The sequence below is a fragment of the Sphingopyxis sp. QXT-31 genome (assembly GCF_001984035.1).
GTDB lineage: Bacteria > Pseudomonadota > Alphaproteobacteria > Sphingomonadales > Sphingomonadaceae > Sphingopyxis.
The window spans coordinates 3,149,531-3,164,085 of the sequence record NZ_CP019449.1 but is presented as its reverse complement, the minus strand read 5'-3'; the positions used below and the strand labels follow the sequence as shown (position 1 = coordinate 3,164,085).

Here is a 14,555-nt window from a genome sequence, read left to right as displayed (position 1 = left end):
TCCTGAGGATGGTGGGGATCAGAAATCGAGCGAAATCCGGCCATAATAATAGCCGCCATATTGACCGAACGGTCCGGCGCCATAGGGGGCGAGCCCGATGGTGTTGGCGACGGTCGTGCGGTCGGGATAGACGTCGAAAATATTATAGGCGCCCGCGGCGACCCGAAACTTCTCGGTCACGCCGTAGGAGACCTCGAGATCGGTGATCCACTTGGCGCCGAAGCTCTGGTCGTTGACGGGAAGGCCGCCGACGAGATTATCGAGCGACTTGAATTTGTCGTAGCGCGTTTCCTTGACGTTAATCGTGAAGGGACCGGATTCGAAGTTGGCGCCGAGGATCAGCTTGGTCTTCGGAGTCGAGGTGAACCAGCCCTGGGTGCGCCGGTCGAACAGGGTCAGGCCGAGGCCCGCGAGTTCGCTCGGGTTGGCTGCGATCTTCCTGATGTCGGTGTCATTATAGTTGAAGCCGACGCTCGTGCGCAGGCGTCCGGCACTGCCGACGTCGAACGCATAGGTGCCCACGACATCGACGCCGCGCGTGCGCGTGTCGACGGCGTTGGTGAAGAAGCGCACCGACTGGTCACCCGAGAAGCCGTTTGCGATCAGGATGTTCCGGATCCCCGTGCCCGACAACAGGCCGGTGAGGGTGATGCGGTCGTCGAGATCGATCTGATAGGCATCGACCGAGAGCGAGAGACCCGACGCCGGCGTCAGCGTGAAGCCGAGGCTGTAGTTCTTCGACTTCTCCGGCTTGAGTGGCTGCGCACCGAGCGCCTGCGCGACCGCCGAGTTGGTCTTCACGATCTTGGTGAGCACCGGGATATAGACGCCGCCGACAAGATTGATCGACGTCGAGGTCTGCGCGAAGTCCTGCTGCGCCAGCGAGGGGGCGCGGAAGCCGTTGCTGAACGCACCTCGCAGTGCGAGCCAGTCGGTCAGCTCATAGCGTGCGCTCACCTTGCCGCTGAAGACGCTGCCCGAGCTGTCGTCGAAATGCTCGAAGCGCCCCGCCGCGGTGACGAGGAAGCGGGGGCTGACGTCCAGCGCGAGATCGACATAACCCGCCCAGATGTTGCGGTTGATGTTCGCCGCATCCTCGGGGGTAACGACGATCGCGCCCTGTGCACCGACCTGTGCCGGGCGTCCGGCGAGCGGACCGGTCGGATAGAAATAGCCCCCGGCCCGGTAGCTTTCGACGTCGAGCGGCTTGGTGACGTAATTCTCGTAGCGATACTCGGCGCCGAGCGAGACCTGGAGTGCCGTCTCGCCGTCGAACTCGATACGACGCGTCAGGTCGAGATTGTTCGTCCACTGGTCGAACGCCGAGCTGAAGGTCTTGAACTCGGTCGGGCTCGACGGGCCGAGCGACGCGTTGAGCGTATTTTCGGCGCCATTCTTGGCATAGTTGCGGCCATAGGTGCTGCTGAGATCGATGTTCCAGCCCGCAGTCTCGCCGCGAAGGCCGCCGGTGAATTGGAAGTCGGTTTCCTGCAGCGTGTAGTAAGGCGTGAAGCCGTCGGGATAGATCTGGATGATGTTCTGGTTGCTGTTCGGGCGGCGGCCGGCCTGGCCGACGCGCGCGTCGCGATAGCCGAAGGTGCCATCCGAATAGAAGGTGACGTTGCCGAGCGGCAGGACGAGCGTTTGCGCGACCTTGACGTCCTTCACGTCGGGGAGGCCGCCTTGATAGGTGCGGCGATTGGCGGTGAGTTCGCGCGGATCGGGTACACCGCCGGCGAGCGGGAAATAAAGCGCCCCGGTTACGTCGGTGTTGCGCACGGCGGCATTGGCCTTCTTGCCTTCGACCGACAGTGTGAACGAACCGCCGTCGCCGAGCGCGAAGCCGTGCGAGACGCTGCCTGAGATGGTTTCGCCATCGCTGCCGCTGCCGTCGCGACCATAGCGCTGGCCCGCCTCGAGGGCTGCCTTGCCGCCCGAGTCATTGGTCTTCAGGATGACGTTGATCACACCCGCGATCGCATCCGAGCCATATTGCGCCGAGGCACCGTCGCGCAGCACTTCGATGCGCTCGATCGCGCTCGACGGAATGAGGTCGAGATCGACCGGGTTGCCGCCCTGCGACGTCGCGCCCGAGTTGAAGTCGATGATCGAGCTGTTGTGACGGCGCTTGCCGTTGACCAGCACGAGGACATGGACGCCCGAAAGGCCGCGAAGGCCCGCGGGGCGCGTCAGGCTGTTGAACGACGAGCTGCCCACGGTCGTCGACTGGAAGGACGGCACGAGCTGCGTCAGCGCGTCGCGCAGCTGCATGCCGCCGCCGAGCTTTTCAAGCTCTTCGCCGCCGATCACGTCGATCGGGGTCGGGCTCGAAATGACGGTACGAGCTTGGCCGCGGGTGCCGGTGACGATGATTTCGGACTGGGAGGCCGTTTCACCGGCGTCGTCGGCCGGGGCATCCTGCGCGAAGGCAGGCATGGAGATGGCGGCGGCGACGCAGGACGCCCCCACCAGCAGTCTCGTATATTTTTGCATGGTCTTGCTCCTGAATACGGAAAATCGTTCCCCCGGTGAACCTGCGATTTTTTTGTTTTCCGCTTGTTTCGGCGCTTATCCTGCGGCCCTCAACTTGCGCGGTGGCGCTGCGGTGTCCTGCGAAAGGGTGTCGAGCCCTTGCCGCAAATCCGCGATGAGGTCATCCACCCTTTCGAGCCCGATGTGCAATCTTAGCAAGGGGCCGGGATAGCTGAGCTTGTGGGTCCGGGCCTTGAGCTGCGGGTCGACGGGAATGGCGAGGCTCTCATAGCCGCCCCAGCTGAAACCGAGACCGAAAAGCTTGAGCTGCTCGACCATCGCGGCGACAGCCGTTTCGGGCGCGGGCTGGAGTACCGCGCCGATCAGGCCGCAGGTGCCCGTGAAATCGCGCTTCCAGATCGCATGACCCGGATCGCTCGGCAGCGCGGGGCACATCACCGAATGGACTTCGGGCTGCGCCTCGAGCCATTTGGCGACCTGAAGCGCGGCGGCGCCATGCTGCGCGAGACGGGTATGGAGCGTCCGCAGACCGCGGATCGCCATATAGGCGTCGTCGGGCGATACCGCCCAGCCCGTCTCGTAGCTCGACGCCGCGAGCAGTTCGGCGGCATGGCCCTTCGTCGCGGCGAGCCCCATGAACACGTCCGAATGGCCGCAGACATATTTGGTGAGCGACTGGATGCTCACGTCGACGCCGTGATCGAGCGGCTTGAAGAGGACGCCGGCCGACCAGGTATTGTCGATCACGGTCATGATCCCGGCTTCCTTCGCCATTGCGGCGATCGCCGGGATGTCCTGCATTTCGAAGCTCAGCGAACCGGGGGATTCGAGAAAGATCACACGGGTCTTCGGCGTTATCATCGCGCGGATGGCTTCGGCATCGTCGGCGGGATCGAAGTAGCGCGCGGTGACGCCGTAGCGCGCGAGTGTGCCGGCAAGGAAACGCCGGGTCGGATTATAGACGGTGTCGCAGGCGAGAACTTCGTCGCCGGCGGAGAGCAGCGCGAGCAGCGTGCCGGTGATCGCGGTGAGGCCCGAGGGATAGATGAAGGCTTCATCGGCATTCTCGAGATCGCGCAGGGCATCGCGCAGCGTGCGCTGGGTCGAGAGGCCGACGCGGCCGTAGGTGACCTTGCCGCCGTCGTAGAGCGCCTCACAGCTGGGCAGGAGAACGGTCGAGCCGCGCTGGATCGGCGGACCGGGCGTCCGCTGGAGCGCGTCGCACGGGGTATCGCCGTGGATGAGCCGCGTCTGCTCGTGAACCATACTGCAAAGCGTCATCTATATTTTCTTTCTCAGATGGAATTGGAGAGGAGTTTCTGCCGCTGCGGCGACACGCCGTTGCGATGTGCCGCGACGAGATCGCTGCGGCGGACGACCGAGAGCGCCTTGGCGGCCTTGGTCACATGTTTTTCGATGGCGCTCGTCGAGATGTTGTAGCGGTTCGCGAGGCTCTTCAGGCTCGACCCCTCGACACGGATCGCGACGAGGATTTCCTGCGTCCGCTCGGGAAGCTGGCTGAGCATGGTCTCGACAGCGCGGACCTCATCCTTGGCAAGCAGGATGCGCAGCGGCGACATCTCGTCGACCGGATGGTCAGGTTCGTCGAGCTGGCAATGGCAGTCGCTGCGGCGCGTCGTCTGGCGGCGATGGCGATCGATGAGCGCGGCCTGCGCGGCCTGGAAGAGATAACATTTGGGATGGGCGACCGCGGCGGCGTCGGCGCGGCGAATGATGCTGAGGAGAACGTCCTGGAGAATGTCGTCGAGGTCGGCGACCGGGACGCGGCGGCGGAGATATTTCCTGAGTAGCGGGAGGTGCGGCCAGAAAGCTTCGACAAGATCGGGCGCGGCGTTGTCGGACGGCAAAGCGGGAGTGGCCGGCGGCTTTTCCGGAGGTGGAGCGATAAGTTCGAACGTCTGCCAGCCATCGCCGGCCGTGACGTTTTCAGTCTCATACTCGGCCCCATAGGCACTGAATGTCATCGTGCGTCCCCTTGTGGCGACATTTTATGACATGAGTGCTAGGGTGAATTCATCACCGACTTTGGCAGGAATTTGGCGAATGTTGGGATGTTTGAACTGATAGTTCGGTATTTGGTCGATCAAATGATCGAAATCCTACATGAACAACGTCGGTCCGGTCGAATCATCTGTCCCGGAGTCGCCTCGGAACTGCAACATTTGGCGAGGGGCCGCAAAACTTCCTCGCGGAATCGCGCTTTGGGCGATGGGGTGTTCGGTTCGTAGCGCGTCAAAGCCAAGGGGCCTCCCGCATCGGAGGCAGGAGGAGTGATCGCATGGCGAGAACCTGGCTTATTTTGTCGGCGCTGGTCGCTGGACTGGCGCTGGGCGTGGGATGGACGCGGCTCGGGCTCGCCGGTCTCATCGATGCAGTAACGATTGCGGACAGCATCGGCGGTATCTGGCTCGACGGACTCAGAATGACGATCATCCCGCTCGTCGTCTCGCTCCTGATCACCGGGATCGCAAAGACGGTCGATAGCGCGCGCGGCGATCGCGTCGCGATGCGCTCGGTCGTCACGTTCATTGCGCTGCTATGGATTTCGACCGCGATGGCGGCGCTCCTCATTCCCGCGCTGCTCGGTATCTTCCCGATGCCGGCCGACGCCGCGCGCTCGCTCACGGGGAGCCTTACGACATCGGCCCATGTCGAGGCGCCAACGGTCGGGATTGCCGCCTTCCTCCGCTCGATCGTACCGACCAATCCGTTTGCCGCGGCCGCGAACGACGCGCTTCTTCCGCTCATCCTCTTCACCGCGGTCTTTGCGGTCGCGCTGGCGCGGCTGCCCGCGGTGCAGCGCGAGCCGGTGACCGCCTTCTTCGACACGATCGCGAGCGCGGTGCTGCTCATCGTCGGCTGGGTGCTCGCGCTCGCGCCGATCGGCGTGCTCGCGCTGGCCTTCGGGGTTGGCGCGCGCGCCGGCACCTCGGCGATCGGCGCGCTCGCCCATTATGTCGTGATCGTGTCGAGCGCCGGGCTTGCCGCCTGGGCGCTCGCCTATCCGGTCGCGGTATTCGGTGGCCGCGTGCGGCTTCTCGCCTTCGCGAAGGCGGTCGCACCCGCGCAGGCGGTCGCGCTCAGCACCCAGTCGTCGCTCGCCTCCTTGCCGCCGATGCTGAAGGCATCGACCGATCTCGGGGTCGACCGCTCGGTGTCGCGCGTGTCGCTGCCGGTCGCGGTCGCGATCTTCCGCGTTACGAGCCCGGCGATGAACCTCGCGGTCGCCATCTATGTCGCGCACTGGCTTGGCATATCGCTCGCGCCGTCCACGATCGCGGCGGGCGCCGCGGTGGCAGCGATCACGACGATCGGGTCGGTGAGTCTGCCTGGACAAGTGAGCTTTCTGACCTCGATCGCGCCAATCTGCGTCGCGATGGGTATTCCGATCGAGCCGCTCGCCCTGCTGATCGCGGTCGAGATGATCCCCGATCTCGTGCGGACGGTTGGCAATGTGACCATGGATGTCGCTGCGACGACGGCGATCGCACGGATGGGGCCGGCGTCGGATGCCGTCAGTGAGGGCGCCGATGGATATGGAGGCGGCGAGGATGACGCCTCGCCGCGACCCGCGCCTTCTTTCGTTGGCGCGCAAGACGTTTGAAGGAGGAAAACCATGACCCGCGTTTCACTCGACGATGCCGACGTCCGGATTCTGGGATTTCTTCAGGAGGATGCGACGCTCTCGGTCGCGGCCGTCGCCGCCAAGGCCAATATGTCGCAGAATGCTTGCTGGCGGCGGATCAAGCGGCTCGAGGAAAGCGGGGTGATCTCGCGGCGCGTCACGATCCTCGACGCCAGTGCGCTCGGCCTCGACCTCACGGTCTTCGTGAGCCTGCGCGCTTCCGAGCATAGTGAAGCCTGGCTCGAGATGCTCAATTCGGCAATCCGCGATATTCCGGAGGTCGTCGAATTCTACCGCATGACCGGCGACGTCGACTATCTGCTCAAGCTCAGGGTCGAGAACATGGCCGCCTATGACGCGGTCTATCGGCGCATCATCCGTTCGATCCGGCTCACCGATGTAAGCTCGGCCTTCTCGATGGAAGAAATCAAGTTCACCACCGCGCTGCCGCTCACGGCGCGCCCGTCCTGACCTTCAGTACGGGCGCGGCGCGTCAGCGCGCGTAGCGCTTGCCGAGTTCGGTCGCGCGCGACGTCAGCGGCTGTTCCTTGCCCGCGATGAAGATCGCGGTCGGCTGGGTGAGCGGCTCGAGCGGATCGCCGTCCCAGATCACGATGTCGGCTGCCTTGCCGGGTGCGATCGAACCCATCTGGTCGGCGACGCCGAAGATGCGGGCGGGTGCGAGCGTGAGCGCCTCGATGCCTGCGGCATAGGGCAGCCCGCGCGATACGGCGAGGCCGGCATTATAGCGCATCTCGCGGACGCGGTGGCCGGCGTCGTTGCCGCCGATCGCAATCTCGACCCCCGCTGCCTTCAGGATCGACGCGTTCTGGAGCGAGGCACCGAGCATGTCGAAGTTCGCGGGGATGTTCGAGGTCGGATTGATGAGCACGGGGACCTTCGCCGCCGCGATTTCGTCGGCGACGCGCCAGGCTTCCTCGGCGCCGGACAGGATGATCTTGAGCTTGTAGTCGCGCGCCAGCTTCAGCACCTGCTGGATGTCGGCGGCGCGGTGGACGACGACGATCAGCGGCATCGTGCCAGCGAGCACGGGCTTCAGCGCCGCGACATCGGCCTGCGAGAGCTCGAACGGATATTCGTCGCGCGGCGCCTGACGCGCGAGATCGAAAATCTGGCGAAGCTGCACGAATTCGGCAGCGCGCGAGCCGCCGATGCGCGCGGCGCCGTCCTCGCCAAGCTCGAGCATCATGCCGACCCCGGATCGATGGAGGATAGCCGCGCCCTCACCGAGCGAGATCAGCGCGGCCTTGCCCGCGAATGGCAGTTCGCGTTCCTTGTCGCTGTCGTCATAGTCGGGCATCACGACCGCATGGGTGACGCCGCCGAGCCGCGCGATAGGTATGAGCGTCGACGCCGGGTTAAGCCCGTACTGGACGTCGAACGAGGCGCTGATCCCCGAATTATGCGTCTTGTTGTCGACCGAACCATCGACCGAGCTGACCTCGAGGAGGCCGAGCGCGGTGTTCACCGCGATGAGCCCCGGAGTGACCGTCGCGCCCTTGGCGTCGATCGTGCACACGCCCGACGGGACGGCGATATTGGCGCCGGCGGCGGCGATGCGCCCCTCGCGCACGAGGACCGTGCCATTCTCGACCTCGCCGACGGGGCCGGGGGTCAGAAGATGCGCGTTGGTGATCGCGAAGGTCTGCGCTGCGACCGGTGAAGCGGTCGCAGCGAGGGCCAGGGCGAGGCCTGTGAAAACTGGGAGCCGTCGTTGCATCTCATTCCTCCCCGACCGGTTGGCCGATTTCAAAATCGCTTCGGTAGCGCGTGGCGGGATCGCTCGTGTCGAGGACGAGCGCGCCGTCGATGAAGACCTTCTCGGCGATGGCGTAGACGCTGAAGGGATTCTTGCTCCACAGTACGACGTCGGCCATCTTGCCCGGCTCGAGCGAGCCGGTCTTGTCGGCAATGCCCATGATCTTCGCGGGGTTGATGGTGATCCACTTGATCGCCTCCTCCTGCGGAATGTCGATCCCCGCGCGGCGCCCGGCGGCTATAGCGACCGCGCTTTCGACGTTGAGACGCTGGATCAGCCTTTGCTCGTCCGAGTGGATCGCAACGCAGACGCCCGCCTTGCTCAGGATCGCGGCATTTTCCTCGATCGCGTCATAGGCTTCCATCTTGAAGCCCCAGCGCGTCGCCCAGGTCGCGACGCAGACATCGTCGGCGACGAGCAGGTCGGCGATCTTGTAAGCCTCGACCGCATGGTGAAAGGCGCGCGTCTTGTAGCCGAACTCGTGGCCAACATCGAGCATCACCGCCATTTCGTCGGCGCGGTAGCAATGGTTCTGAACGAGGATGTCGCCCTTCAGCACGCCTGCGAGCGTTTCGAGCCCGAGGTCGCGCTTGGGCGCCTCGCCGCCTTCGCCGCGCGCGCGCTTCTTTTCATAGGCATCGACCTTGCGGCCATATTCGGCGGCATCGATCCAGGCGCGGCGGAAGCCCGCGACTTCGCCCATGCGCGTGGCGGGGGCGCGGCCGCGGCTGCCGTAGCGACCTTTCGGATTCTCGCCGCATGCCATTTTCAGCGTGTAGGGCGCGCCAGGGAATTTCATCTGCTGGACGGTGACCGCGGGCACATTCTTCACGCTGACGCCGCGGCCGCCGAAGAGGTTGGCCGAACCCGGCAGAATGAGGAGGCTCGTCACGCCGCCGGCGCGGGCCTTCGTGAATACAGGGTCCTGCGGCCAGATCGAATGCTCGGCCCAGACATGCGCGGTGTAGGGATCGATATTTTCGTTGCCGTCGGCGTGACCCTGGACGCCGGGCGCCGGGAAGACGCCGAGGTGCGAGTGGGCGTCGATGATGCCGGGAGTGACCCACTTGCCGCGCCCGTCAATGACGCGCGCGCCTGAGGGAACAGCGACATCGGCGCCGACCGCGACGATCTTGCCTGCCGCCATCAGCACGGTGCCATTGTCGATCCGGGTGCCGGTGCCGGTCAGGATCGAGGCGCCGACGATCGCCGTGTCGGCGGCGGGACGCGGTTGGTAGGTGCTCGCGAACGGTGCGGGCGCCGGCGCTGCCGCCGGTTCCGCGGGCGGCGGCGGGGTGCTGGCGGGACGCGCCGAAGAGGCGTCGGCGGCGCAGCCCGCGAGAAGGGCGAGCGTGGTGCCGAGAAGCGCGGCGCGCACCGCGCGGGGGGTGCGGGCCGGAGAGATGGTGTCGGAGAAATGTCGTGTCACGCCGGGATCACCTTGTGCGAAGGGATGGAATGGGCAGCAATCCGGCCGCCGCGCCGGGGGTGCGCGACGGCCGGACGGGAGGTGCGTCAGAAAGTCTTGCGGACGTTGACGTACCAGTAGCGCGGGATCGGCGAATGAAGCGAACCCATGTAGCCGAAGCCGCTCGAATCAATCGGCGGTTGCGCATTGGTAATGTTGCGAACTCCGACACGCAGTTGGGTTCCATCGGTGAACCCGCCTTTAAGGTCATACTGCACATACAGGCTCGCGGTGGTGTACGCCTTTACGATCAGGTTTTCTCCGCCGATCGAAATGTCGTTGTCGATGACGCTGCCGGTGTAGCTTACAAAGCCGCCAGCCGTGAATTGCCCAAGCTTCCAAGTAAGCGAGGCCGAGCCGCGCCATTTTGGGAAAGCGTCGCGGCGAACCTGATTACCGCCTTCCGGAATGACCGTGTCGATGTTGATGTCGCCCGCCGCGCGCGCATCGAGCAGGACCCGGATGTCTGGGGACACGTCGCGGAAATATTTGAGCAGATAGGCCGCGTTGGCGGACATGGTGAAATCGCCGATTCCCGTGTCGCGAAGCCCGACGTTGAGCCCGAAATCGATCCCGCGCACCGTCTGTGGTTCCAGGTTGCGATACTGGTCGTCGACATATTGCACCCGACCGACCGGTGCGATGCCAGTCCCGGCGAACAATGCGATATCGTCGGCAGTCGGCGCCAGGCGGACCACGGTGGGATCGCTCGACCCCTGAAGGCGGAGGAGATAATCGCTGATGAGCGCGTTGCCTTCGCCGAATACGCCGACGATGCCCTTCTGCTTGACCTGCCAATAGTCCACCGTGAAGGTGGTGCGGAGTCGGCCGGTATTGAAGGCTGGCGGCTGGAGCACAGTACCGACCGTCCAGGTGGTCGAGGTTTCCGGCTTCAGGTCGGGGTTGCCCGCGCGCCGTCCGGTGGTGACAAAACCTTGGGCGCAAGCGTCGAAGCTGGTGATGCGGCCCGCGCGCAAATCGGCCTCGCAGCGGATATAATCGGTCCGCGTATTGCCGCGTGTGATGATCGTTGCCTTGGTCTGCTCGAGGTTCGGCGCGCGGAAGCCTTGCGCCCACGAGCCGCGGATTCGCCAGCCATCGAAGAGGTCCCAAGCGGCGGCCACCTTGGGTTTCGCGATGCTGCCGAAATCCGAATAATGCTCGTAGCGGCCCGCCAGCTGTAGCTCGAGGCTGCGAATGAGCGGAACATTCATTTCGGGCGCGATCAGTGGCACGGCCAGTTCGGAGTAGGCAGCGAAAACCGTGCGCGAGCCCTTGGTGTCGGGGGTTGGACTGACACCGAACAAATCGGATGGTTGGACAATTCCGGTGACCGTGTCTGTCCAGGTGATTGTTCCATCGACGCGCTCGTCGCGGTCGTCGAGATAGGAATCGCGACGCAGCTCAAAGCCAAGCGCCATGCCGACGTTGCCGGCGGGCAACGTCAGAAGATCGGCCTTCGACGCCCGAAAATCCCACTGCGCCAGCGTAGATTTGCCCGCGCGAACCGTCTTGATCGCGATAGCGTCGAGAGCGGTCTGATTGCTAGGTGTCGTGTCAGGACCGGTCGGATTGGTCGCGCTGCCGCCATTGAACGGATTATAGGCATCGGGCGTCGATAGCGCGAGACTTTGCTGGAGAAGCGTGGCGCTGATCCCATCCTGAACATCGCGGACCGTTGCTTGCGAATAGAGCGCCGCCGTCTCCCAATTGAAACCGAGCGCCTCGCCGCGAAGCCCGAGCAATGCCCGGAACTGGCGGTTGGTGACATCGACGACGGTTGGTCCCATGTCCACAAAACGATAGCTTGTGATCGTCACCGGCAGGCCGGCGGCGGGCGCGTCGATCCCCGCGAGGCGGTTCGGGTTTAACGTGCCATTGGCGAAGGTAACGGGGCCAAAGGGGTTCCAGTAGTTGGACGCCGGCACCGTCATCTGGATCGAACCGATCGAGAAGACGCTGTCCTGGATGCTCCGCGTCTTGGCATAATAATAGCCGGCCTCGCCGAAGACGGTCAGATTGTCGCTGAGGTCATAGTGGCCGTTCGCGAACACGTTGACACGATCCAGCCGGGGAATAATCGAAAGCGGATAATTGGCTTGGGCGTCCCACCTCGTGTTGCGATCAGCGCCGGTCGTTGCACGCGTCGCATCATCGATACAGATCCCGCCGCCCAGATCGGCCGAGCAGCCGCCATTTGCGGTCGGCTGGATCGAAAACACCCCGCCCGTGGTCGTGATATTGGTCGTTCCGCGGCGTACGCGAACGCCGGTGGTGAAATTGCCCCACTGGGACAAAGTGCTGGTGTCGTCCAAGCTGTTCGAGCCTGCGAACACTGTCCCCGCGAAATCGTCGAAGAAGCGGTGATCGGATGTCGCGGTATAATCCTGGTCCTGTGAGGACAGCGCCGTGCGGTTGGTGTAGTTGAACAGCAGCGAAATATTGCCGCGATTCTCGGCGAAGTCGGTGCCGAGATAACCTGAGCCGTTGAATTCGCGCAGCCCCGTTCCCTCTGCTCCGCCATATTGGACCGACAAACCGCCGCCGTTCACATTGTCGCGAAGGATGGTGTTGACCACGCCCGCCACCGCGTCGGTGCCATAGAGGGCTGCCGCGCCGTCGCGGAGTACTTCGACGCGCTGGATACCGAAGACCGGGATTGAGTTGCTATTATAGGTGATGACCGGCGCCAGCGACGTGCTCGCCTGGCTGCTTGGGTGCTGCACAAGCCGGCGCCCGTTGAGCAGGACCAGCGTGTTGCCGACTCCCAGTCCGCGCAGGTCGATGGAGCCGACGTCGCCGCGCGCGAAATTGCTGCTCGTCTGACCATTGCTGCTGTTGAACGACTGGTCGCTCATTTGCGGGATCGATCGCAACAGTTCGTCGCCCGACACCGCAGCGGTCGCCGCAATCTCGTCCTCGCCGACCACGGTCACGGGCAAGGCTTCGGTGATCTTGGTGCCAGCGATGCGACTGCCGGTCACGACGATTTCTTCGCCGCGGGGAGCCGATTGCGGCTCGGTCGCGGCCTGGGTCTCCGCCGCCTGTTCCTGGGCGGCCGCGGTTTGTGCGGCGATCATTCCGATCAGCGATGCTGCGGCGAGAATATGCTTGCGGTAGTTCGAATATGTGCGGTTCGTCATGCCATGTCCCCTTGTTTCGACCCGATCGGCGCGTCGTCCTCCGTGCGGCGGATGGATTTTTCCTCCATCTCGTCTCGCTTTGACGCAAGTTATCGACATATCCCCATCAGCATTGGCGCAGAAAATTACAACCCTTTGCGCTACAGCGAAATTTTCCAGTTTCCGCCGCCTGTCACCGTTCAGGCCAGCTCGATCACCGCATCGACCTCGACCGCGAAGTTGAACGGCAGACGGTAAACGCCGATCGCCGAGCGGGCATGTTTTCCGGCTTCGCCGAAGACATCGACGATGAGGTCCGAGCAGCCGTTCATCACCGTCGGAATCTCGTAGAATTCCGCGCCGGCCTGGACATAGCCGCCGAGCCGGAGGACGCGTGCGACGCGGTCGAGGTCGCCGTCCGCAGCCGCCTTGAACTGGGCGATGAGGTTGATCGCGCAGAGCCGCGCGGCGATGATGCCGTCGGCAAGGCTGCAGTCGGCGCCGACCGTTCCCTTGATCCCGCCACTGGCATGGGTTGAGAGCTGGCCCGAGATCTGGACGATGTTGCCCGACCGGGTCGACGACACATAGTTGGCGACGGGCGGGCAGACCTGGGGCAGTTCGATCCCGAGACTGGCGAGACGGCTTTCGATACGAGACATATTCACTCCTTGGTTGCGAGAGAGGGTAGTTGTTCGGTGGGTACGGGCTCGCCGGCAGCCGCTTCGCGCGCCATTCTGCGGCCTTCCCAGTGGTCGATGACGGCGGCAGCGACCGAATTGCCGACGACGTTGGTCGCCGAGCGGCCCATGTCGAGCAGATGGTCGACCGCGAGGATCAGGAGCAGCCCGGCCTCGGGCAGTTTGAAGTAGGCGAGTGTCGCCGAGATCACGACGAGCGAGGCACGCGGGACGCCCGCCATGCCTTTCGACGTCACCATGAGCAGGAGCAGCATCGTGATCTGCTGGCCGATACTCATGTCAATGCCATAGGCCTGCGCGATGAAGAGCACCGCGAAAGTGCAATACATCATCGAGCCGTCGAGATTGAAGCTGTAGCCCAGCGGCAGGACGAAGGAGACGATGCGGCGGTTGACGCCCTGCTTCTCGAGCTCCTCCATCGTCTTCGGATAGGCGGCTTCCGAGCTGGCGGTCGAAAAGGCGAGGAGCACCGGAGTGCGGATGCCGCGGAACAGTCCGAAGGCGCGCGTGCCGATGATCGCGAGCGCGGCGAGGAAAAGCACAAGCCAGAGCGCGCCGAGCGAGAGATAGAAGCCCGAGACGAAGCCCGCATAGGTCACGAGGACGCCGGGGCCCTGCGTCGCGACGGTCGAGGCGAGCGCGGCGAAGATTGCGACCGGGGCGGTCTTCATCACGAAGCCGGTTACCTTGAGCATGATCGCGGCGACCTGCTCGACGAGGGCGAGCACGGCGGGAGCCTTGTCGTCGATGGCGGCCACCGCCGAGCCGACGAGGACCGAGAAGACGACGATCTGGAGGATCTCGTTCTCGGCCATCGCCTGGACGATCGATTGCGGGATGAGGTGGGTGACGAATTGCTTGAGCGAGAAGTCGCCGGTCGCGACGAGGCCTTCAGCGCCGGTTGTCGGCAGGTCGAGCGCGAGGCTCGCGCCCGGCTGGAGCAGGTGGACCATGACGAGCCCGATCGAGAGCGACACGATCGAGGCCCCGATGAACCAGCCCATCGTCTTCGCGCCGACGCGGCCGATCGCGGCGGCGTCTTCCATATGCGCGATCCCAGCAACGAGGGTCGCGAAGACGAGCGGCGCGATGATCATCTTGATGAGCCGCAGAAAGAGGTCGGTAAGGATCGAGAGATTGTCGGCGATTTCGGCGGCTCTTGCGGCCGGGTAATGCGAATTCACGAACCAGCCCGCCGCAATCCCGGCGACCATGGCGAAGATGAGGATGAAGGCGAAAGCTCTGTTCATGACTGTCCCGTTCCGGCTTCGCCCCGGCCGGGGCGTACAGGAAGCAGAGACGCAAGTGCGGCGCGGTTCCGCAGCAGCAATGCGGTCGACAAGCG

Annotated in this window: 10 protein-coding genes; 2 read left to right on the top strand and 8 right to left on the bottom strand. The window is 64.4% G+C overall.

What is annotated here, in order from left to right:
• Positions 1-18: 18 nt before the first annotated feature.
• From BWQ93_RS15155 to BWQ93_RS15145, 3 genes are all read right to left on the bottom strand, one after another.
• Positions 19-2,493, bottom strand: a complete 2,475-nt coding sequence (locus tag BWQ93_RS15155) for a TonB-dependent receptor plug domain-containing protein (RefSeq protein WP_077031263.1) — start codon at positions 2,491-2,493, stop codon at positions 19-21.
• 75 nt (positions 2,494-2,568) lie between these two features.
• Positions 2,569-3,774, bottom strand: coding sequence for a cystathionine beta-lyase (metC, locus tag BWQ93_RS15150; RefSeq protein ID WP_083720932.1), 1,206 nt, complete (start codon positions 3,772-3,774; stop codon positions 2,569-2,571).
• Positions 3,775-3,788: 14 nt separating this feature from the next.
• Positions 3,789-4,478 carry an RNA polymerase sigma factor gene (locus tag BWQ93_RS15145; protein ID WP_053555670.1) on the bottom strand — a complete coding sequence of 230 codons (690 nt, stop codon included), beginning with the start codon at positions 4,476-4,478 and terminating at the stop codon, positions 3,789-3,791.
• A 314-nt stretch (positions 4,479-4,792) separates the two neighbouring features.
• Here BWQ93_RS15145 and BWQ93_RS15140 point away from each other — a divergent pair, with 314 nt between their 5' ends.
• Entirely contained in the window at positions 4,793-6,118 is a 1,326-nt protein-coding gene (locus tag BWQ93_RS15140) for a dicarboxylate/amino acid:cation symporter (protein WP_077031261.1), read from the top strand.
• A 12-nt stretch (positions 6,119-6,130) separates the two neighbouring features.
• Positions 6,131-6,610 carry an Lrp/AsnC family transcriptional regulator gene (locus BWQ93_RS15135; RefSeq protein ID WP_037512420.1) on the top strand — a complete coding sequence of 160 codons (480 nt, stop codon included), beginning with the start codon at positions 6,131-6,133 and terminating at the stop codon, positions 6,608-6,610.
• Positions 6,611-6,632: 22 nt separating this feature from the next.
• Here BWQ93_RS15135 and BWQ93_RS15130 read toward each other — a convergent pair whose 3' ends face one another.
• From BWQ93_RS15130 to BWQ93_RS15110, 5 genes are all read right to left on the bottom strand, one after another.
• Positions 6,633-7,880 (bottom strand): amidohydrolase family protein, encoded by a 1,248-nt coding sequence (locus BWQ93_RS15130; RefSeq protein ID WP_077031260.1) that lies wholly within the window; start codon positions 7,878-7,880, stop codon positions 6,633-6,635.
• A gap of 1 nt (position 7,881) precedes the next feature.
• The gene (locus BWQ93_RS15125; RefSeq protein WP_077031259.1) at positions 7,882-9,297 is read right to left on the bottom strand and encodes an amidohydrolase; all 1,416 of its coding nucleotides are present in this window, start codon (positions 9,295-9,297) and stop codon (positions 7,882-7,884) included.
• A gap of 137 nt (positions 9,298-9,434) precedes the next feature.
• The gene (locus tag BWQ93_RS15120) at positions 9,435-12,530 is read right to left on the bottom strand and encodes a TonB-dependent receptor plug domain-containing protein (protein ID WP_077031258.1); all 3,096 of its coding nucleotides are present in this window, start codon (positions 12,528-12,530) and stop codon (positions 9,435-9,437) included.
• A gap of 179 nt (positions 12,531-12,709) precedes the next feature.
• On the bottom strand, positions 12,710-13,171 hold the full coding sequence (locus BWQ93_RS15115; RefSeq protein ID WP_077031257.1) for a RidA family protein: 462 nt from the start codon (positions 13,169-13,171) through the stop codon (positions 12,710-12,712).
• A gap of 2 nt (positions 13,172-13,173) precedes the next feature.
• Positions 13,174-14,460: a dicarboxylate/amino acid:cation symporter gene (locus BWQ93_RS15110; RefSeq protein ID WP_077031256.1), complete on the bottom strand. Its 1,287-nt coding sequence runs from the start codon at positions 14,458-14,460 to the stop codon at positions 13,174-13,176.
• Between the last annotated feature and the right edge of the window lie 95 nt (positions 14,461-14,555).